Origin of the sequence: Luteolibacter sp. Y139 (assembly GCF_038066715.1) — a bacterium.
Taxonomy (GTDB): domain Bacteria; phylum Verrucomicrobiota; class Verrucomicrobiia; order Verrucomicrobiales; family Akkermansiaceae; genus Haloferula; species Haloferula soli.
Genome location: NZ_JBBUKT010000003.1, coordinates 354,125 through 373,652, shown reverse-complemented (window position 1 = coordinate 373,652; position 19,528 = coordinate 354,125). Strand labels below are relative to the sequence as shown.

General features: G+C 57.2%; 18 protein-coding genes. All 18 read right to left on the bottom strand.

Annotation, left to right across the window (positions count from 1 at the left end):
- Positions 1-8: 8 nt before the first annotated feature.
- Positions 9-857, bottom strand: coding sequence for a class I SAM-dependent methyltransferase (locus WKV53_RS09985; protein WP_341404431.1), 849 nt, complete (start codon positions 855-857; stop codon positions 9-11).
- An 80-nt stretch (positions 858-937) separates the two neighbouring features.
- Complete coding sequence (locus WKV53_RS09980; RefSeq protein ID WP_341404430.1) at positions 938-1,891, bottom strand: hypothetical protein; 954 nt, start codon at positions 1,889-1,891, stop codon at positions 938-940.
- Between the two features lie 39 nt (positions 1,892-1,930).
- Complete coding sequence (locus WKV53_RS09975; protein ID WP_341404429.1) at positions 1,931-2,671, bottom strand: glycosyltransferase family 61 protein; 741 nt, start codon at positions 2,669-2,671, stop codon at positions 1,931-1,933.
- 374 nt (positions 2,672-3,045) lie between these two features.
- On the bottom strand, positions 3,046-3,840 hold the full coding sequence (locus WKV53_RS09970; RefSeq protein WP_341404428.1) for an FkbM family methyltransferase: 795 nt from the start codon (positions 3,838-3,840) through the stop codon (positions 3,046-3,048).
- Positions 3,837-5,006, bottom strand: coding sequence for a glycosyltransferase family 4 protein (locus WKV53_RS09965; RefSeq protein WP_341404427.1), 1,170 nt, complete (start codon positions 5,004-5,006; stop codon positions 3,837-3,839). Before WKV53_RS09965 ends, WKV53_RS09970 begins: the two co-directional genes overlap by 4 nt.
- Positions 5,007-5,038: 32 nt before the next feature.
- Positions 5,039-5,779 carry an FkbM family methyltransferase gene (locus WKV53_RS09960; RefSeq protein WP_341404426.1) on the bottom strand — a complete coding sequence of 247 codons (741 nt, stop codon included), beginning with the start codon at positions 5,777-5,779 and terminating at the stop codon, positions 5,039-5,041.
- Positions 5,780-5,807: 28 nt separating this feature from the next.
- A complete protein-coding gene (locus WKV53_RS09955) occupies positions 5,808-6,374 on the bottom strand; it encodes an acyltransferase (RefSeq protein ID WP_341404425.1) in 567 nt (188 codons plus the stop codon).
- Entirely contained in the window at positions 6,371-7,528 is a 1,158-nt protein-coding gene (locus tag WKV53_RS09950) for a glycosyltransferase family 4 protein (RefSeq protein WP_341404424.1), read from the bottom strand. Before WKV53_RS09950 ends, WKV53_RS09955 begins: the two co-directional genes overlap by 4 nt.
- Complete coding sequence (locus WKV53_RS09945; protein WP_341404423.1) at positions 7,525-8,718, bottom strand: glycosyltransferase family 4 protein; 1,194 nt, start codon at positions 8,716-8,718, stop codon at positions 7,525-7,527. The genes WKV53_RS09950 and WKV53_RS09945 overlap by 4 nt, the downstream gene beginning before the upstream one ends.
- Positions 8,718-10,301: a lipopolysaccharide biosynthesis protein gene (locus WKV53_RS09940; RefSeq protein WP_341404422.1), complete on the bottom strand. Its 1,584-nt coding sequence runs from the start codon at positions 10,299-10,301 to the stop codon at positions 8,718-8,720. Before WKV53_RS09940 ends, WKV53_RS09945 begins: the two co-directional genes overlap by 1 nt.
- A gap of 116 nt (positions 10,302-10,417) precedes the next feature.
- A complete protein-coding gene (locus WKV53_RS09935) occupies positions 10,418-11,917 on the bottom strand; it encodes a hypothetical protein (RefSeq protein WP_341404421.1) in 1,500 nt (499 codons plus the stop codon).
- A 57-nt stretch (positions 11,918-11,974) separates the two neighbouring features.
- Complete coding sequence (locus tag WKV53_RS09930; RefSeq protein ID WP_341404420.1) at positions 11,975-12,904, bottom strand: hypothetical protein; 930 nt, start codon at positions 12,902-12,904, stop codon at positions 11,975-11,977.
- A 25-nt stretch (positions 12,905-12,929) separates the two neighbouring features.
- Positions 12,930-14,351, bottom strand: a complete 1,422-nt coding sequence (locus WKV53_RS09925; RefSeq protein ID WP_341404419.1) for an MBOAT family O-acyltransferase — start codon at positions 14,349-14,351, stop codon at positions 12,930-12,932.
- 553 nt (positions 14,352-14,904) lie between these two features.
- Entirely contained in the window at positions 14,905-15,663 is a 759-nt protein-coding gene (locus tag WKV53_RS09920; protein WP_341404418.1) for a class I SAM-dependent methyltransferase, read from the bottom strand.
- Positions 15,664-15,728: 65 nt separating this feature from the next.
- The gene (cysN, locus tag WKV53_RS09915) at positions 15,729-16,973 is read right to left on the bottom strand and encodes a sulfate adenylyltransferase subunit CysN (protein ID WP_341404417.1); all 1,245 of its coding nucleotides are present in this window, start codon (positions 16,971-16,973) and stop codon (positions 15,729-15,731) included.
- A gap of 50 nt (positions 16,974-17,023) precedes the next feature.
- Positions 17,024-17,929, bottom strand: coding sequence for a sulfate adenylyltransferase subunit CysD (gene cysD, locus WKV53_RS09910; protein ID WP_345789652.1), 906 nt, complete (start codon positions 17,927-17,929; stop codon positions 17,024-17,026).
- Between the two features lie 180 nt (positions 17,930-18,109).
- The gene (gene cysC / locus WKV53_RS09905) at positions 18,110-18,718 is read right to left on the bottom strand and encodes an adenylyl-sulfate kinase (RefSeq protein ID WP_341404415.1); all 609 of its coding nucleotides are present in this window, start codon (positions 18,716-18,718) and stop codon (positions 18,110-18,112) included.
- Between the two features lie 45 nt (positions 18,719-18,763).
- Positions 18,764-19,528, bottom strand: coding sequence for a WecB/TagA/CpsF family glycosyltransferase (locus WKV53_RS09900; protein WP_341404414.1), 765 nt, complete (start codon positions 19,526-19,528; stop codon positions 18,764-18,766).

The following is a 19,528-nucleotide window of genomic DNA, read 5'->3' as shown; positions in this document are numbered from 1 at the left end:
TGCTCCCATCATTTGTTGCCCATGCGTGGCGTGCAGCACAGCCAACGCAGGCAGGCATGCTCTCGTCCTTCGGCGACAACCTTGTCCGCAGCGCGGCGCGGCAATCCCTTCAATAACGGAACCTCAACATGATCGAGTTTGTCATAGTCATGAATCGCGTCAATTTGGCGGACTTCATGCGTTCCCGCGAATCGAGCTTCTAGACGTTTGGTGACTTCTGGCGAAAAGCCGTCGTGAGTTTCGATGATGAAGTCCCAGCCACGCAGGTGACGGATGTTTTCCTCACTCAAGATTTTGTCCTCAAAGCCTTCGCAGTCGACGATAACGAGTCCGCTTTTCCCGCTTAAGCCTTGGATGTCGCCAGGACCACAGTGGCCGCGAACGTCGATCCGGTCACTCACGCCGTTGAGTGCTGCAAGCTTTTCAAGTTCCACTTGAGCGCGCGGATCCTGCTCGAAAGCGATAATCTTTGCATCGGGGTTGCGGTAGGCGAATCCGACCGCGTAGTAACCATCAGCGGCACCGACATCGACGACGATGGCGTGACGTTTCGCGATGGCTGCGTCAACTTCGGCAGCCAATTCGTTTTCATAGGTGCCTAGAAGCTTCGGATAAAGCGTGCTGCACCGCGCTTCCGTGTTTCCATACTTCATACCTTGGAAAGGTCCAGCGACTACCAAGCGGGCTGCGAGAGCGTTGCGCAATGCTGGGGTTTCCGCGACCACTCGGTCCGCCTCATAACTCTCTCGCATCGCACACAGGAACTGGCTTCCTCGCACTAAGGTTTTGCGAACTGGCGTCCACAGCGTTTCATTCGAAACCAAAAGTTCGGCGACGCGCCGGAGAAACTCTTTCATGAAATTTTGAGGATTTGAGGATCAATCGTAGAGAGCTTCTCAATTGGAATGAAGGAGCTTTCGTTCAGGGCAGCATTTGATCATGCGAATTTCTGGCGTATTGCCCGGAGCCGGTTGATCAACCTGCCGAGGGTCGGGGAATCCGAGAGCCTCACGTTCATTCTCATGCGGAAGAGCTCCAGCTCGGTCAGGGGTACGGGATCTTGGTAACGAATGGCAACTGCAGATTTGGGCGGCGCAGACTCCAGAGCTTCTATCTGATCCATGTGGCTGCGCCACATCTGGCCCGGGAAGTGCAAAGCAGCACTGGCAAGGGTGCCTAAATCGTAAGTCTTTCGTACCCGGCTTCGTTTTAGATCGTCCGGGTGATAGAGATTCATACTACAGAACAAGTAGGCCATGATCTCTTGATCCGTGTTGTAGCGAATTGTGGGGTCGAACATTCCGCGTTCAAGCATCTCCTCCATGCGCTGGAAAGGAAAGGGCTCTCCGAGGTAATAGAAGCCGGAGTTCACGCGTCGTGGCGTCTTCGCGGCTGTCCATAGGTGGTCATTGGCGACACCATTGTACCAAGACCACGATTCGGTCGAGAATGCGTTAGGGGCCTTGGGAGGTTTGAGATTTGTCACTGGGCGAAGCCAGACAATGTCGGAGTCGAAATAGAGATAGGGCCCCATCGCTGCCATCGGCAGTTCCATTTTAGCGAAGTAGCCAATACCGTCCATCAATGCTCGCGTTCTTGGAAAATCAGCGAGTCGTTCGTCAAGAAGTGGTCGACGATCCGAAGGACGGATGATGCGGGCTTCCAAGCCATTGGCGGCGTGAAGTAATGTTACCTCATCGGTCGCATCTGGTGAACCATCGGTATGAATTTCCAGGCGGTAATTCCCGCGAAAATGCTTTGCAAACGTGCGCACGGCATGGACACCGATGTCCATCGCGCCTTTATGCACCAAGGTGGTTGCTAGCTCCATTGCTCGAGTAGTTGAACGACGGGGCAGGCTGCTAAGACAGCCGTTGGCTTCTTCCTCCACGATGGGATAGGGAGCGATCAATTTCCGATTCCGGCCCAGTCAAACGTAGTTTCGAAGCCATCTGCCGACACTCGCTTCAAGCGCTGAGCCAATTTCGCAAGTGGCCGCATATCGAAGGCCGCCCTGAAAGGCGATTTGCTCGTAACAGGCGTTCAAATATGAAGGCTCGAAAACCTCGAGAACAGGAGTGGTAGGTGAAGCCCACAAGATATTGGTCATCGCGGCCCCGTGGATTCCTGCTATAGCAGGTGCGGCGCTAACGGCGGAGATTTGCTCTCGGACGGTTAGCTTGCCACAATCCAAGATCTTAAAGCCAGCTTTCCGAAAGAGCGCCTCGATCGTCTCCAAGAATGCCGGGATGCGATTGCTACCACGGCGCGTGAGAAAGACAGCAGGGCCACTGCCCACTGCGCCAAAGCATGGCGAGAAGCTCTTGCGCAGCCAGTCAAAGCCAAGCGGATTCCAAACGCCACTCATCGCGACCGGTGAGCAGAAGTAGAAGCGTTCAACGCACAGGTTGGTTTCTCGCGGGCTTTCACACAATTCGGCGATACCGAGAATTTCCAGAGTCTCCCTTATATAGGGAGAAGTCGAAATGGGAAGCAACACTCGGGCTGATTCAGGCAGTGATTCGCGGACGAAAAGACGAGTCAGGTTGTCGGTGATCCAATGAAAATAGTTTCGCCCGTCGCCCCAATTTGAAGCGATTGAAGTCCATGCTCCTGTCAAATGCCGAGACTTTTGCGGTAACATGTGGGCGAGTAATTTGTCTTCGCTCAACCGTCGCCGACCCTGCAAATAGTAATTTGCCTCGGTGCAGTAGCGATCGCAAGCATCGCGCCAGAGCCGAATCCCACCGGTCAAGCGGGCGTTCTCTGCGACTGTCCAGAAGACCGGCCACGGTTGATGATCGTTTTGTTTTAGGCGGGAACGTTCGGTGATACTGGCTGGAGGGCATGGGCCGCGCGATTGGTCCTCGTGGAGTATATGACCACGAAGCCGTCCTTCGCGGAGGCATTGCACGGCGGAGAAGGTGCCGCGGAGCGGTCTGAAGGGGCCGCAGGACGGCATGCTGGCAGCCGCGCGATCAACGAGTTTAAGACCTTGAAAGGCCAATGCGCGGAAAGAAGCCATGATCCCGGCGTGACCGAATTCTATTCGGGACGAATCCACGCTTCCGTGGCATCGGCTGTCGCTTCGTATTTCAATCCGGCAGCAGAGAGGACTCGTCGACATTCGTCGGTCTTTTCCTTACCGCAGGCCCAGTCATGGGTCTCCCAAATGACCAGACGACACTTTGAAAGGAACTCGATCGAAGGAGGAATTACATCCGCTTCACCTCCCTCGATGTCCATGATGAGGGTGGTAAAATGGCCAAATTCCCGGTCGAGATCTTCAAGGCTGCTTCCTGGAACCGTGACCGGATGCTTGCTTTTCCGTTGGGCGGTGCCCCCCACGATGAATTCGTCGTGCAGGTAGAAGGTGACTGTTTCCTCCAAACTTGCCGCACGATTGAGCACTGTGAAGCCAGCGCCATTGATTTCGCGATTGCGTTCAAGGGTTGGAATCAACTTTGGATTTCCTTCAAGCACGATATGCCGGCTTTTGTCGGCAAGTAGGCTGTTGGTGACGCAGGATACGGCACCAATGCAGGCACCGAGTTCCAGCACTGTGTCCTCGGGACGTAGAAAGCGCCGGATAAGTTCTCGTTCTTCCGCTTCGTAGTCTCCGGTCATGAAGCAGCCACGATAGGTTCGGGTGGTGAGGTCTTTGGGAACTTCGATTTCACATCCGTCGACTTTAAAGCGTCCTCCGCGCAGGTCGAAGATTAGACCAAGCACCGGCCGGACTGTACGTTCGTAAGACCACACGTACCAGCGCCCCAGAAACCCCCGTAGCGGGATGGGCAAGGCACTACCTACGGCTTTCCTAAGAGCAGACTTTTTCATCGAGGAGTTTGTGAAGGAAGGTTGGAGAGGTGCCGGTAGATTGCAGCGAAACCGTCCGCGGTTCGCTCGGGGCGGAGATATTCGCGATCCTCTCGGTGACGGCCTGCGCCGAGTTCACGGACGCGTTGGATGGATGACATGACGTCTTCCATGGCCACCGCCAAGTTCACTGTGTCCAAAGGATCGACAATGCGTCCGTTCACTCCATCATGGATGTAACCAGCCTGTCCTCCATGCTTGGTAGTAATCACAGGTAAACCGATCACGCGTGCTTCTTTCACGGAGTTCGGGCTCGTGTCGCCTCGGGTAGGCAATATGGAAACCCATGCGCCTTGGAGTTCTGTTTGCATCGCCTCCCATGATAGCAATCCGAGGCAGCGAACACCTGGCAGTCCTCTCGTAATGATTTCCTCGTTCATGGAATCGTCGCCCGCCAGTCGCAATTCCCAATTCCGGTCTTGGACGCGTGCAAGCGCGTCTAGCAGAACATCAAAACCTTTTCGCGTGCCGCAGCCTCCAACGTAGAGAGCATATGGATTCTTGGGATCTGGCTTCCAAGGGATCTCGTAAAATCGCGGGTGCACACCATACTCGACGAGGTGACAATTGGCATTGGGGTCAATCTCCTGGACCTTTGAGATGCCCCATTCCGACTCGGAGGTAACCACAGTGGCGGATCGAATCATCTCGGGTTCTCGGGCCACCATCTTACGCCATCGCCAATCATTCGGAAGTCCGCCAATTCGCTGGTACTCCGTTAGGACACCTTGCATTGACAAAATGGTGGGTCCGCGAAAATCGCGTAACGCCGCCGGGTAGATCAACTCGGTGCCCCATGCATGAACAATGTCCGGTTTCAACTGGCGCATTTGGCGACGCAGAATGAAGCGGGTGGGCCAGTTTCCTGCTGCGAGATCCGCGCTCATCGAAACGGCAGGCAAGCGATGAAATGTCTGTCCGAACTTACGGACTGTCTCACGCTTGCCGTTTTTTCGATCGAGTCGAATCCAATGAATATCAAATTCCGGAAAGCGGGCGAAGCTCTCGGCGAGTTGTGGTAGCCACGTGCATCCTTGGCCTCCGCCTCGCCCGGTCGCGCTACCGTCCAGTGCGCTCCAAGGAAAGTCAGCAAGAATGGCGATGCGGATAGTCGCTTCGGCTGGCATGCGGGGCAGGATTGACGGCCCGTTAAGCTTACTTAGGACGCCTTCACCAAAGTGTGGTTATTGCCACCCTTGTAAACAAGCCGGTAGCCATCGCGGAAGAGACGGAACAACAAGTTGATCGTCAGACTGCGAGGAATTCCAGGAAGGATGCCGTTGTGAAATTCCACAGCAATCTGGCGGACAGGCACCTTTTCCTCGAGTAGTGATTCAAGGACCGCATACTCGGCTCCTTCGATGTCGATCTTGAGTAGGTCGATTGAGCGATGGCCAAGTTGCTTCATCAGATCGCTGACGGTTACGCAAGGTACTTGGATCATTGCTTGGTGCGCATTGTTTGATTGAACCGTGCCATCCATGGACATCCAGGAACCCTCTTCCGGATTGCTCGGCTCGCCGAGATCAAGGAAACCCGGCTTTCCGGCTAGGGCGACGGGATGGAAGATGAATTCCGGGCGTTGATTTGGGGCCAAGCTCATCGTCGCTTGGCCTGTAGGGGAAGGGTCAATCAACTGGATCGTCGCGCTGAAACGATTGGCGAGTGCGTGCTCGAAGGAGATGTCGCGACCTACGCCGGCGCTGTAGATGACGCTATCGGCATTGAGATCCGTTGTCAGAATTGTCCAATTGCAGCCGTTTGCCGAGTCGCCGAGATCCTCCAGACCGGAAACATTGCGATTGAGAAGCGAGTAAAAGGCATCATGCCGCAGACCCGCCAGTAGTGATCTGAATGAGTGGCCAATCCAAGGACCCTTTAGAGCTCGATCGAAGGACATGGATGTAGTAGCAAGTGGTTGGGTAAGTTCAAAGATTGACTGTGAGCGTGCGCATCACTTTGGCCGGATTGCCTCCCGCCATCACCCCCGCCGGAATATCGCGTGTCACCACTGAGCCAGCACCAATCACTGACCCTTCGCCAATGGTCACGCCCTTCAGGACTATGGTGCGTGCTCCAACGAATGCTCGAGCGCCGATCTTGATGGGTTTCATGGCCACTGACTTGGAAGAGCCTAGAGGAACCTCATGCATATCCGAGTCGCATAATAGGCAGCCAGCACCGATGAGTGCGTCTTCACCGATTTCGATGCCGACGTTCGCGATGATTTGAGAAGCCGATACACCACACCCGCGCTTGAGTTCGAGGACTGCTCCGTCCTCTACATTGAGCGTCATCGAGGCACCTGTATTTAGCCAATTGGCCCAGCGGGCAGTATTGAGGGTGACGCCGTCGCCGATGATTATACGACCGCTACCGCGGCGGCGGATGTATGGAAATCCATTGAGGATCACACCGGTGCCCAGTTCGCAGCCGCGGCGATGTGCAGCAAAGGAAGCCGCTTTGCGAATGATGCCAAGGGCGACAGATTTCATGAATGCGCCAGATCGATGGTTGCGAGGTGGCCCAGCAAACGTTCACGGAAGCGATCAAAGGAGAGATTTTCGGCGAGACCCTCGATGACAGTGATACCATTTGCATTACGACGTTCGTGGCATTTCACGATCGCCTCAGCAGCAGCGACTGCGTCGCGGATCGGCACTATCTCACCATTCACACCCGCTTCGATAAAATCGGAAGCGCCGGTGTTAGGCGTTAAGACGGCTGGCACACCGCATGCGATTGCTTCAAGAGCGGTCCGGGCTAGCCCCTCCTCGACTGAAAGCAGCGCGAAGACATGAGCCGACTTGAGCCGCGCCGCGAGTTCGGTGTGCGGCAACATGGGTGCCCAGTCGATGGGGACGTCACTATATTTTGCGAGAACGGAACGCATGGACGGGTGGACGCTGTCTGTGAGCATCAGGATGGCATCCCGTTCTTTTCGGATCAGACGGAGGGCTTCAAGGAGGTAGGGAAATCCTTTTCGCAAACTCACTCCGCCGGTACAGATGACACGGAGCGGTGAAGCGGGAAGCTTGTTCTGCGGTTCGGATGAGAAGTGGCCTAGATGGACGGGATATGGCAGATGAAGGACACGATCAGGAGAAAAGCCCTCTTCAATGAAAGAGCGTGTAACGTAAGAACTCGGGCTGAAGACCCAGTCGGTGACTTCGAGCGAGCGGAGACCGCGTTCGTACCAAGCACGGGGAAACGGTGGTAGATCACAGCCCCAGCGAGCATGTTCGTCGCTCACCACTTTCCAGTAATGGGAGAAGTGGCTATTGCCACCGTCCAAAAGGGTGAAGGCCCCTGTTGCACGCGCCTTGCGGAAGCACTCGACAGCATATCCATAGCTGGAAAGTACGGCTGTACCGGCGGGGATGCGATGCTTCGCCCAAGCATCGAAAAGCGGAAAGCAGGCCACCTTTGCGGCTTCCCCGTAGTTCGGGAAGGGACGTGCAACGGCATAAGAAATCGCTCCGACAAGCGGCAACAGGTGTGTCAGGGATTTCGGAATTCCATCGGCACCACGTCGAGTGCCAAGATAGTGCCCCTGTAGTCGGCCCTGCTCGCCGAAGACCTTGGCGTGATGGTCACACACACTGCGGATCGGGCAAGCGACGGCGATTCTCGAACGGGTCGAACTCACGTGAGCGAGGAGTCGAGATAGAGAGCTGAGTGGCGGGCGATCATTCCCTCGCGGGTCATGTTGTGATTGATCACGTGCTTTCGGCCCGCTTCACCGAGTCGCTCTCGGAGAGAGACGTCGGTCATCACACGGTCTAGCGCATCGGCGAGTGCGGAAGGATCGTTTGGAGGAACTAGCAGGCCGGTTTCTTCATTTAGAATAAGATCGGGAATCCCTCCCACTTGTGAGCCGACGCAAGCGGCGCGACCGTAAAGCGCTTCCTGAAGGGAAAGGCCGAGCCCTTCTGCTAGCGAAGGCATGCCGAAGACCGCTGCCTCAGCAAGGAGTTGGCGTGCGAGAGAATCTGAAACATCGGAGAGGACTTCGACCTGGTCGGCGATACCATATCTCTCGACCGCCGCGAAAAGTGCTTCCGGTGCTCCGTCATTTGCATGACGGCCGGCGATGACCAATCGCCACTCGGGATGTTTCGCTGCAATCAGACCGAAGGCCTCGGCGAGAATTGGCTGGCCCTTGCGAAGACCGACGGTACCCAAACAAAGCACGATCTGCCGCTTAGGCAGATGTGGCAGCGTGGCTTCATCGAGGATGGAATGGTAGATCTGACGGAAGCGGTCACAAAGAGGGAAAAACCACCGGCGTACGGCATGATAGTCGTGTTGGGAGACCGTTGCCTCCCAATCGACGGATGCGACCTGCCGGATCTTTGCGGGCCAGCAGAGACACATTGCGGCGAGTCGGTAGAGCAAGGACCGTTGGATACCAACGAACAGCCAGAAGCCAAATGCCCCATGGTTCGTGCTTACGCAGCGAAAACCGGTGCGAGAAACTTCCGTGATTGGGCAACGGGTCCAAGAACGGGAATTCCAGCCATAGGTGCCACCATGATGGAAATGAAACAGCTCGATCTTCTGTTCCTGCCCCCATGCGATTAATCCATCGATTTGTTCGCGCGAATGATCTGCGGGATTCCAGAAAAAGTGTCCTTCTATATCCTTCGCCTCTTCCGACTTTTCCAAACTGACGGCATCATCTTGGGAGACCAAGAAGACTCGGAATTCGCGGCTCAGTCCAGGAAGAAGAGCCCGAACAAGTACCTCAACGCCGCCATGCTGCGCAAGCGGGCATTCTATACAGAGAGCCACTCTCCGAATACCCGCGTCACCGGTTGCTGGAGAGGCAGTGTTCATTAGTCCGCATTTGATTCGGCGACTCGATCCGCCGCATCGGGCTTGTGAACGATCCGGCTCAGGCGGCGGAGAGGTTTGAGAATGAGCAAGAAGAGTTCTCCACGCACTTCGGAGGAAACCCCTAGATAGCCCATCAGGGGAAGACCGATCATGCTGGCCAAGATGGAAGAAAGGACCAGCCCCGGATAACCTGGGATGGCCTGCATCCACTCCGCAAAGGCTAGAGCGACAATCAATACGATCGGTGTCGCGAGAAAGGGGCGGCCTATGGCCTGGAAGAAGAGTTTGGAGCCATCCTCCCCGGTGGTTTTTGCGAGGTGGCGCATTCCGAAGAATGTCATCCCGAATAGGTAGCCGACAGAGGAGAGAATGATAATCCCCATACTTCCGGTGCGGGCAGCAATCAAATGGGCGATCACACCTACTACCAAAGCTTGCAAGATGGGAATGAATCCGGAGATCCCGAAATTTTTCTGAAATCCGATGACGCCGTAGGGTGTTCCTGCAGCGGTGAAACAAAGAAAGAAGAACGCGATGAAGATGTGCATCGTCGGGGCCTTCCATTCTGAGCCTACTCCTGTCCAGAGTTCCACGAATCGAGGATTGTTTGCCGCTGCCACCGCGAAGATAAAACCGGAGGTAGCGACCACCAGCTGCGATACATGAATCCAGCGGCGCACAGCGAGTGAAACATCGCCGCGAACGTAATATTCGAGCAGCATGGGAACTGCGATGGAGAAGGGGCGGAAAGCAACTTGGCGGAGTACGCCAAAGACCCGGGTACAAACTGTCCACAACCCCGCCGCGTGCAATCCCACCAACGATGAAATCAGTAGTTGAGGCAGGCCCATCAGGACAGTCCCGCCGAGTTGAATCAGGAATGTATTCATCGAGTACTTCCAGACCTCCGACCACTCCTCGCGAGATGGCATGTTGAAAGTGGCTCGTTCAGGGAAAAAGCCGAGACGTCGGCACATCAGCGCGTTGAAAGGCAGGAACCAGAGTAGACCTGCCACTTGATTGGCAATGAGCGCATAAATGCCCCAGTGGGCACGGAACGCCAGATGCAAAACCACGTAGTAGATAATGAAGAGCCCGGCTTGGGCGATCTGGCTAAGATCTTGGCGATGGTGAAGAAGCAATGGAGCCCCAATCATCCGAGTTGCCATGGTAATGGCTGCCAGCACCGATTGGCTGACCATCACTATCAAGAATTCCCGCCGCAACTCATTGGGAATGTTTAGTAGAGGTGGTGCGAACCAAGCGGCAATAAGTCCGCCGACAAGGATGAATATCGATACGATACCTAGAGCCAACAAGCCGGCGGCGAACAATCTCCCATAGCGATGAGGATCCTTGCCGTCCTTGCAATCAAACAAATGGCGCGTGAATGATTCGGTTAACCCAAGTTCGCTCATCATCAAATATGAGCTGATGGTGGAGATGACACCAAACATTCCGAATTCCGCTGTGGACAGGTAGGAGAGGGCGAGCGGGATCGACGCAAAGGAGTAAACGATCTGTGCTACCAAAGATCCGTAGGCGAAAACGATTCCGCGAACCATCAACCACCGGCGTGTCATGGGCAATGCATAAGGTTGCTGGGGTGGAGTCTCTGGAAGACTTTGACGTGCCTTTGAGGCGTAGGCGACCCGCGGCTCTCGAACCCGGGTAGTGTGTCACCGGAAATCCTAAAAGCTTAGGCGAGGCCTGGCTGTTTTCTGCGATGGCCTAGCGATGGCTCGATTCGAGCCGCTACCGGTGCAGAATGGAAGATTGGCAAGCTATTCTGCATCAAGCGGGTGAGACCGATGCCGAAAAATAGGAGTTTGCATGCCGCATCGAATTCACCGAACACCAGCGTGAATTGGATCGGAAGAACAAGATTCGGTGCCAAAAGAAACAGAGTCGCTGGGAACCATTCGGTGCCCCGAGCGCGCAGGATCAGGCGATGCATGTGAACAGCGACCCGGACCATCGCTACTAGAAGAAAAGCCAATCCCACATATCCCACAGTACGGACAGTTTGCACAGGTCCGCTGTGGTAACCGCCGGTGATCATCATGTTCTCCTGCTGGATTGTCAGGCCTGATGTGCCACGGGCAAAGTCGCCACCTCCCGCGGAAAGGCTTTGCATTCGCATCAGTTCTTCCCGAGTCATTCCCAAGCCATCGCCCAGCAGCTTGTTCTTGATCCAGTGATCCGTGAAAAGTGCGGACTTCCACATTTCAACCCGCCATTCTGTTGAACTGCTCGCATCCTCCACATAGCGCTCTTCCCAAGTGCCGGGGAATGCCGAAAGAGCTCGTTGCATCGTGCCCGGAAGGGGCGAAACGACATTCACAACTGCTAGCATTGCAATACAAAGCATTGCTGCAACCATCGAGAATACTGAGGCTGCGGCTCCATGGTGGTAATAAACACCCATGACAAGGATGAGGCCCGACGCGGCCACAACATTGCGGTAGCCGGATGCTGCAGAGCCAGCGATGCCGAACAAAAGAACTAGCAGGGTTAAAGGATTGAGGAGGGCCTTGAAAGGGGACAATTTACTAACTAACCAGCGCAAACAAATTTGGGCGGTAGCACCAAGCCAAGCGACTCGACCCTCTCCCACCTCGGTTCCGAGAGCAGCAAGGCCTGCCCGAGTGCGAACTTCACTAATTGGGAGACCGACGAAGGTGCCAAGGATGGTCAATCTCATGGCCCACTTGATTTCGTTCGACGGAACTACAAGCACCGAAAGGATCCAGCCTGTTAGTAACGCCAATGCTGTGACGAAATAAGGGCGAGCACCTACCGACGAGCCACCTAGAACATTGAGGCCTACTGGATTTCTGAGATAGGCCTGAAGAATGCAGGCTACCATTATTAACATCCACACCTCCAGTTCGCCAAAGTTTGTCTTCAACCGCAGGCGTCGAAGAAGGAATAGGAGTATTGAGAAACCGATGAATAACCCTTGTCCTAGTTCGGTTGTATTGAAGCCCCGAAGCAGCGGGATGTTCAATGCCATGAAAAAGACAAGAAGAAGCCAAATGCGCCTGCCAAGGAAGAGTGAGATGGCCAGAATAGTGCCACCAGCGACTTTTAGAAGGGTTTCGGTTTGATTGGTAACCACCGCTACGCCGAGCCACGCGGCCATGACCGTGATTGCGATTACAATCAGAACTCCTTGGATGGATTTCGATTCAACCATGATTTGGAAAATTGGTAAAAGGAGAGGCTAGGAAACTTTTGATGAGGACGGGCTCATTCAGTTTTCCCGAAGCAAACTCTCCATCTTTGCTGCTAGCGTTAGCGTTCGGACTCGTGAACCTGTCGCAGTTAGATGTTGGTGGCTATCCGAAAAGTGCGAGCGTTCAGTAGAAACCCCTAGCGTGCCGTCATCAACTACCGAGATGATGGGATCGATGTCGCGCAGAAGAGCGGCGTTTGCGCGGCGGCTGATTTCGGCATGCTCGGGAGAGGTCCAGCGCCAAGGCATGGCGTAGAACAGCCGAATTCCGCGCTGGCTTGCGGCGTCGCGGAAGGTTCGCAGGAGGCGTTCTCCCGACCTGCTAAGGTGTAGGTCGGCATCAAGGTTATGCGGGACCATGTCCGGAATCTCGACCGATGTTTCCATTCGGCCGTGGTAGCGATAATCTTGGAGGGTATAGCGGTAACCCTTTCCAGATAGTCCGCGGTAAAGGAGGGTCATCAGGTAACGAGGACCAGGGCGGGCCAGTGTAAGTATTTGCGGTACTGTTAATTGCTCGCCGAGGGATTCTCCACCGACTGTGGCGGATGGCTTGCCGTCGAGTACTGCGAGACCGAAGGAAAACATGCTCGCGGGGTAGTCGGACTCGAAAGCAAGAAAATCCGCCTCGAGACCGATCACTAAAATGTCGCCCGAGCGGGAGCGTTCAAGCGCTTGGTCGAGTAGATAGCGCGGTCCAGCCGCAGCCGGGAAAGCGAGGTTGAAGGCGCGGATGCCACAGCTTTGCTCAATGAGTGCTGGATCCACCGAAAACGCGGTGCTGGAGCCGCCGGTGAATAGGATGACAGGCTGGTTTGGTGCTTGAGCGCGAGCGCTGGCGATTTCTCCATCTCGTCGTTGCTCAACCTTCCGCCAAACTTGGATCTCGGGATTGGCGGGAGCGATAAAAACGAAGCCCAAGAGGTATGCCGCCGCCGCACTGGCCAAGAGTGTAAGGAAATACCGCAACGCACTAGAAGTTGAAGTAGATGAACGAAGACTCCTCCAATGGTGCGAGCAGCACGATGAGAAAGACCAACACAACGCCAACAGCTGGTCGGCGGCCAAAGTGATAAGGTTCTAGGTTCCGGCGAACACCTACACCCTCGATGGCCAATGCTACCATCGCAACCCCGAAGACTAGGCAGGTGACTGTTAGGTCGGAGGGCCCAGCGAAGATCTGCGTGGTTTGATGGAGCTTCGAGAGCGAGTAGCCAGCTGGACGGATCAACGAGATCGCCTTTTGCCACAGCAACGAGGTGTCTCGTTCCAAGAAAAAGAGCCAAGAGGCAGTCGTATAGGCAAAGGTAAGCAACCACCGAACCGGTGCCAGCGGGATCCACTTTCCTTCAATAGAGCAAACTACTACACCAATTCCGTGAAGTAACCCCCACATCAAAAATCCCCAGCCGGCACCATGCCAGATACCAGAGACTACGAAAACGAGAATGGTATTGATCGGCCACCACGGTACCCGTCGGCCGCCAAGCGGAATGTAGACGTAGTCCCGGAGCCAAGCGCCGAGCGTAACATGCCAGTTCCGCCAGAACTCCCGCATGTCCTGCGCCCAGTAGGGACTCCGAAAGTTTAGTGTGAGCTTCACTCCAAGTAGCAGCCCCAATCCTACGGCTATGAAGCTGTAGCCAGCGAAATCGAAGTAGATGCGGATACCAAAGGTGAGGCATTCGAACCAAACTTGCCAGGAGTTGGTCGGATCGACACGAAAGCTCTGGGAAATGCCGCCTAGGTTGTCGGCGACGATCAGCTTGTAAGCTAGGCCCAGTACGATCCATTGAAGGGCACTTTCCAGGCTTTCTCGGTGAATCCGAAAGCTGACATTTTCTATTTGCGGCAGTAGCGACTGCTTCTTTTCAATTGGCCCTGCTACGATTTGGGGGAAAAACGAACAGAAGTTAAGGTAGTCGAGAAATCGAGGTGGTTTGCCGGGATTGCGAATGGTGTCGATCCAGAAGCCGATTTTTTGGAAAGTATAGAATGACAGCCCCATCGGAATTAGCACGGACGGCTTTCGTATTCCGAGACCGAGCCACTCGTTGAAGATGAAGTCCCAATACTTATAGTAAAACAGCGGGAAAAGTTGCGCGACTAGTAGAGCCACGAAAACCGATCCTCCGGCGAATCCGTAGGGTTTGTTGAACCAACCGCGGCCAGCCAGAACTACCCCAATCCAACTCAGGCCAACGACCCATAGGAAAACGACGAGAGTCAACCAGCTTTCGACACCCAGAAGTATGAGGCCGGTAGAGGCAAGGCACCACTTGCTCGCGTTAGGCTCCTTGAGAGGAGCAATCTTCGCCACTAAAGCGAGAATCAGTCGTGAGCCCAGAAAGCAAAGGAGTAGAATTCTCCAGAATTCGTAGGAGGCGAAATTCATGAAAACGCCGCTATGGATTACCCCTGACTTCGGGTTGGAGTTTGCCTATCTGAGGAGCATCGCATTGGCTACCACCGTTCAAAGGTTAGGCTGGGAACGTCTGGTCAAACCGCTAACGATGAATTTGAAGTCAAACGTGTAAAAGCGACGCAACAGGCGAAGCATCTTCGACTCGATTGCTTCAAACGCTTGAGCTCTAGGGTGGTGAGCAGGCTGTGGCCTCGGCGCAGAGGCAAGCTGCCGCCCTTGGTCGGCAGGCGTTTGCCTCCACCTTTTCGTCATGGTTGCAGAAAAACCCGAGGGCATTCGCTTAATGGGGAGGTTGAACATCGGTCGGCAAGTGTTCAAATAAAAATGAACAAACGGGCGTTTCCGGCACAGAGGCGGTCGCGGAGGGCCGTTTCAGCTGACGTTAGAGGGCCAGCGGGGTAGGCCAGCGGGGGTAGGCCAGCGGGGGTAGGCCAGCGGGGGTAGGCCAGCGGGGGTAGGCCAGCGCAGCGGGGTTGGCCAACCAGAGGTGGGGCCAACCAGAGGTGGGGCTAAACCGGGTGGGCTATTTCCGCAGTTCCCACTTGTCGTGGCGGTGGCGGATGGGGAGGGCGTGGTCGCTGGCGAAGCGTTGGACGGCGAGGCGGACGCCGTCCCAGCCCCAGTCGTCGCCGAATAGGACGCCGCCGGGGCGGACGAGGTCCCAGTAGGAGGTGAGGTCCTGGTAGACGTCTTCTTCCTCGTGGCTCGCGTCGATGTAGATCATTTCTGCCCGGATTCCGTTGAGGGCGAACCACTGGGCGGCGGTGACGGAGGGGAGGGGGAGGGGGGTGATGCGGGCCTGGTGGCTGGCGCGGGAGACGTTGGCGAGGAAGCGGTAGTAGAGGGTGGGGTAGCCGTTTTTCAGGCCGAGGGCACCGTGGCGGCTGGGGTCGTCGAGGTCGGTCCACATTTCCAGGGCGCCGAGCCATGTGTCGACACAGAGGATTTCGGCGTCGAGGCCGAGGCGCTGGAGGTGGTTGGCGAGGTTGAGAGCGGAGCCGCCTTTCCAAGTGCCGACCTCGAGGATGCGGGTTGGGCGGAGTTCTTCGACCAGCTCGCCGAAGGCGGGCGAGTCGGAGCCCCAGCCGGAGGCGTCATCTGGCCATGCTGAGGCGTCGAAGCCTTCGTAGGGGTCGGTGCGGTGCAGGAGAGGGCGGACCTTGCCGGTGAAATCGCCGGAGACAGCGGTGGCGGCTTTGGCTGAGCGGAGTCGCTTCAGGCTGAAGCCGAGCCGATAGGCCAAGCTCTTGGCAAGGCTCTGGGCATGACGGGAAAGGGACATGGGGAGTTCCGGTAGCCCTAAATGGAAAAGGGGGACAGCTTGTCCCCCTTTCGATTGGCTGGCGATCAGACGATCATCCCCGCGGCGACCGTTTCATTGGTGCCGGGATCGACCAGGATGAAGGAGCCGGTCTGGCGGTTGCGACGATACGAGTCGTGGATCACCGGCTGCGCGGTGCGCAGGGTGATGCGGCCGACGTCGTTCATCGCGAAGGTGCCGGCACCCTCGATCTTGTGCAGCGTGTTGATGTCGACGAGGTACTTCACCTCGCTGATGATCGCCTGCATCTCGCGGGAGGTGTGGCGAAGCACGACCTTGGCGCGGGAGGCCATTGGCTTGTTGGAGAACCAGCAGATCATCGCTTCCAGATCCTGGGAGCTTTGGGGCGGGTTGTTCTTTTTGACGATCATGTCGCCGCGCGAGATGTCGATCTCGTCGGTGAGGGTGAGGGTCACGCTCTGCGGCGCGAAGGCTTCATCGAGGTGGCCATCGGCGGTGTGGATCGCCTTGATGCGCGAGGTGAAGCCGGAGGGCAGCACGGTGATTTCGTCGCCGGGCTTGAAGACGCCGCCAGCGACGCGACCGGCGTAGCCGCGGAAGTCGTGCCACTCATCGCTCTGCGGGCGGATCACCCATTGAACGGGGAAGCGGGCATCGACGTGGTTTTCCTCGCCGCCGACATAGACGTGCTCCAAATGATAGAGCAGCGACGGGCCTTGGTACCAAGGCATGCTCGTGGACTTGTCGACGACGTTGTCGCCGTTGAGCGCGGAGATCGGGATCGGGGTGATCTCGACGATGTTGTCGAGGCGCGAGGCGAACTCCTGGTAGTCCTTGATGATCTTCTCGTAGACCTCTTCCGAGTAGTCGACGAGGTCCATCTTGTTCACAGCTACGACGACGTGCTGGATGCGGAGCAGGTTCGCGATGAAGCTGTGGCGCTTGGTTTGCTCGATCACGCCCTTGCGCGCATCGATGAGAATGATGGCCAGGTTCGCGGTCGAGGCGCCGGTCACCATATTCCGGGTGTACTGGATGTGGCCCGGGGTGTCGGCGATGATGAACTTGCGCTTCGGTGTGGCGAAGTAGCGGTAGGCGACATCGATGGTGATGCCCTGTTCGCGCTCGGCTTTGAGGCCGTCTGTTAGAAGAGCGAGATCGACGTGGCCATCACCGCGGCGCTTGGAGGTTTCCTCGATCGCTTCGAGCTGGTCCTCGAAGATCGACTTGGAATCGTAAAGCAGGCGGCCGATGAGGGTGGATTTGCCGTCGTCAACGGAGCCGGCGGTGGTGAAACGGAGAAGGTCCATGGAAGGAAAGTGTGCGAGTGGTCAGTGTTCGGTGGTCAGGCGCGGCTTCTTCAGAAGTAGCCTTCCTTTTTCCGGTCCTCCATGGCGGTTTCGGAGCGCTTGTCGTCGGCGCGGTTGCCACGCTCGGTCTGGCGGGCGGCGGCGACTTCCTCGATGATCTTTTCCATGGTGTCGGCGGTCGACTCGACGGCGCCGGTGATGGTGGCGTCACCCATGGTGCGGAAGCGGATGACCTTCTTCTCGACCACTTCGCCATCGCGGGGTTGGACGAATTCGCTGACGGCGAGGATGGTGCCGTTGCGGGTCACTGTCTCGCGTTCGTGAGCGTAGTAGAGGCTCGGCAGGACGATGCCCTCGCGGTGCATGTACATCCAGATGTCCATTTCGGTGAAGTTGGACAGCGGGAAGACGCGGAAGTGCTCGCCCGGGTGCTTGCGGCCGTTGAAGAGGTTCCAGAGCTCGGGGCGCTGGTTCTTCGGGTCCCACTGGCCGAAGTCGTCGCGATGGGAGAAGAAGCGCTCCTTGGCGCGGGCCTTCTCTTCGTCGCGGCGACCGCCACCGAGGAGGGCGTCGAATTGATACTCGGCAATGGTGTCGAGAAGGGTGGTCGTCTGGGCGCGGTTGCGGGAGGCGTTCGGGCCCTTTTCTTCCACCACGCGGCCGTCATCGATCGACTTCTGGACGGAGCCGACGACGAGACGGGCGTCCATCTTCGCGGCGAATTCGTCGCGGTAGGTGATCGTTTCCGGGAAATTGTGGCCGGTATCGACGTGGACCAGCGGGAACGGCATGCGCGCCGGGTGGAAGGCCTTGCGGGCGATCCAAGCCATGACGATCGAGTCCTTGCCGCCGGAGAAGAGCAGTCCGGGGTTCTGGAACTGGGCCGCGGTCTCGCGGAGGACGAAAATCGCCTCGGCTTCGATCTGGTCGAGGTGGGAGAGCTGGTAGTTGGGCATCTGGGCGAACGAAAAAGCCGTGGTTTCGGGACGCGGGCTGCCGGTGGTCCGGGTTGCCGTCGCGGGGCCGGGAGGAAAAGGCCGGTCCGAGGGGTCGTGCAAGAAACAATTACCTAGTTGAGCAACTTGGTAATGTTTGAGGGTGAGGTCTGACAGTCAGTGTGCAGGAGAGTTCCTGTATCAAACCTGACCGGCCAAGTCGGCGGCAGGCACCCCGCGGGTGCCGAGAAACTCCAGCACTTCGAAAACCGCGTCTTCAATGCTGAGCTTTTCGGTGTCGATCACCAGCTCGGCCTGCTGAGGCTCCTCAAAGCCGCTGTCCCTGCCGGTGAAGTTGGCGACTTCACCCTTTGCGGCCTTGGCGTAGAGGCCCTTCACGTCGCGGGCCTCGCAGGCCTGGTAGCTGGCCTTCACGTAGATCTCGGCAAAGTCCTCGCCGAGGATGCCGCGGGCCAGATCGCGGTGCAGGCCGCGCGGGGTGATCAGGGAGCAGAGGACGATGGTGCCGTTCGTGGCCAGGATCTTGGCGACCTCGGCGGTGCGGCGGATGTTTTCCAGCCGGTCATCATCGGTGAAGCTGAGGTTGGCATTCAGGCCGGTGCGCAGGTTGTCGCCATCCAGGCGCACCGTGTAGCGGCCTTGGCTGTGGAGCACCCGCTCGACGCCGCTGGCGATGGTCGACTTGCCGGATCCGGAGAGACCGCAGAACCACAGCACGACGCCGCGTTGGCCGAGAAGGGTTTCCTTGTCCTGCCGTGGCAGGGTGGCGTGCGGGTGGATGTTCGACATGACGAGATGATTCTAGCAGGGAAATGGCGGCGGGTCAGGAAAGAATCAGCCTTTTCCGCTCATCCGGTCACGGAGGGTATACCAGAGGAAAAGGGAATTGTAGGTAAAGTAGCGGCGGAAGAGGCGGCGCGGCTCGGCGGCGATGCGGTAGGCCCACTCGAGGCCGAACTTCTGAAGAAGGGCGGGCGCTTGAGAAACCTCGCCGGCGTGGAAGGCGAAGGCGGCGCCGATGCCGAAGTAGACGCCGGGGGGGAGCTGGTCCTTGTAGCGGGCGATCCAGTGCTCCTGCTTCGGGCAGCCGAGGCCGACCCAGATGAGGTTCGCGCCGGACTCACGGATTTTCCCGGTCATGCGCTCGAACTCGTCTTCCGGCCATTCGCCGAAGGGTGGGGAGTAGCTGCCGGCTATCGCGACACCGGGGAAGCGGTCGGCGAAGACGGATTGGAGCTTTTCGAGGGTGGATTCCTTTCCGCCCAGAAGGAAGTGGCGGAATTCCGGGCGGCTGGCGCTGGCCTTGAGGGTTTCCAGCATCAACGTCGGGCCGTAAACGCGGTCGGTCAGGCGCTCGGTGGCGGGAAGGGCGGCATTGAGCGACCAGACGAGCGGCATGCCGTCCGGGACGATGAGATCGAAGCGGCGGATCGATTCACCGAAGGCGGCGTCGCTGCGGGCGAGGGCGGCGACGTGGGTATTGGCGGCTTCTACGGCGAATGCCGTAGTTGGAGCGGTGGCTTTGTCGAGAATCCATGCGACCGCGCCGGCGTAGTCCGTGCAGGCGAGGGGGAGGCCGATGACGGGGTGGATGCGCAT

Coding starts and splice junctions, on each gene's coding strand:
- WKV53_RS09985 (WP_341404431.1), bottom strand. CDS start 857: ATGAAAGAGTTTCTCCGGCGCGTCGCCGAACTTTTGGTTTCGAATGAA.
- WKV53_RS09970 (WP_341404428.1), bottom strand. CDS start 3,840: ATGAAAAAGTCTGCTCTTAGGAAAGCCGTAGGTAGTGCCTTGCCCATC.
- WKV53_RS09965 (WP_341404427.1), bottom strand. CDS start 5,006: ATGCCAGCCGAAGCGACTATCCGCATCGCCATTCTTGCTGACTTTCCT.
- WKV53_RS09960 (WP_341404426.1), bottom strand. CDS start 5,779: ATGTCCTTCGATCGAGCTCTAAAGGGTCCTTGGATTGGCCACTCATTC.
- WKV53_RS09955 (WP_341404425.1), bottom strand. CDS start 6,374: ATGAAATCTGTCGCCCTTGGCATCATTCGCAAAGCGGCTTCCTTTGCT.
- WKV53_RS09945 (WP_341404423.1), bottom strand. CDS start 8,718: ATGAACACTGCCTCTCCAGCAACCGGTGACGCGGGTATTCGGAGAGTG.
- WKV53_RS09940 (WP_341404422.1), bottom strand. CDS start 10,301: ATGACACGCCGGTGGTTGATGGTTCGCGGAATCGTTTTCGCCTACGGA.
- WKV53_RS09935 (WP_341404421.1), bottom strand. CDS start 11,917: ATGGTTGAATCGAAATCCATCCAAGGAGTTCTGATTGTAATCGCAATC.
- WKV53_RS09925 (WP_341404419.1), bottom strand. CDS start 14,351: ATGAATTTCGCCTCCTACGAATTCTGGAGAATTCTACTCCTTTGCTTT.
- WKV53_RS09920 (WP_341404418.1), bottom strand. CDS start 15,663: ATGTCCCTTTCCCGTCATGCCCAGAGCCTTGCCAAGAGCTTGGCCTAT.
- cysN (WP_341404417.1), bottom strand. CDS start 16,973: ATGGACCTTCTCCGTTTCACCACCGCCGGCTCCGTTGACGACGGCAAA.
- cysD (WP_345789652.1), bottom strand. CDS start 17,929: ATGCCCAACTACCAGCTCTCCCACCTCGACCAGATCGAAGCCGAGGCG.
- cysC (WP_341404415.1), bottom strand. CDS start 18,718: ATGTCGAACATCCACCCGCACGCCACCCTGCCACGGCAGGACAAGGAA.
- WKV53_RS09900 (WP_341404414.1), bottom strand. CDS start 19,528: ATGCGCATCCACCCCGTCATCGGCCTCCCCCTCGCCTGCACGGACTAC.